We start from the raw sequence: 407 nt of genomic DNA, 5'->3' as shown, positions 1-407 counted from the left end.
CATGGTTCGATAGTGAAAGATGGCTTTGCTATCACTTATAGATGGACCTGCGCCGTATTAGCTAGTTGGTAAGGTAACGGCTTACCAAGGCAACGATACGTAGCCGACCTGAGAGGGTGATCGGCCACACTGGAACTGAGACACGGTCCAGACTCCTACGGGAGGCAGCAGTAGGGAATCTTCCGCAATGGGCGAAAGCCTGACGGAGCAACGCCGCGTGAGTGATGAAGGTCTTCGGATCGTAAAACTCTGTTATTAGGGAAGAACAAACGTGTAAGTAACTGTGCACGTCTTGACGGTACCTAATCAGAAAGCCACGGCTAACTACGTGCCAGCAGCCGCGGTAATACGTAGGTGGCAAGCGTTATCCGGAATTATTGGGCGTAAAGCGCGCGTAGGCGGTTTTT

The 407-nt window shown here is 51.8% G+C and carries 1 rRNA gene; it reads left to right on the top strand.

From position 1 onward, the window contains the following. Positions 1-407, top strand: a 16S ribosomal RNA gene (locus HMPREF2930_RS07350); the annotation flags it as partial.

Source organism: Staphylococcus sp. HMSC068C09, from assembly GCF_001813735.1.
In the GTDB taxonomy this organism is placed as follows: domain Bacteria; phylum Bacillota; class Bacilli; order Staphylococcales; family Staphylococcaceae; genus Staphylococcus; species Staphylococcus hominis.
This window is presented reverse-complemented; position numbering and strand designations above follow the sequence as displayed.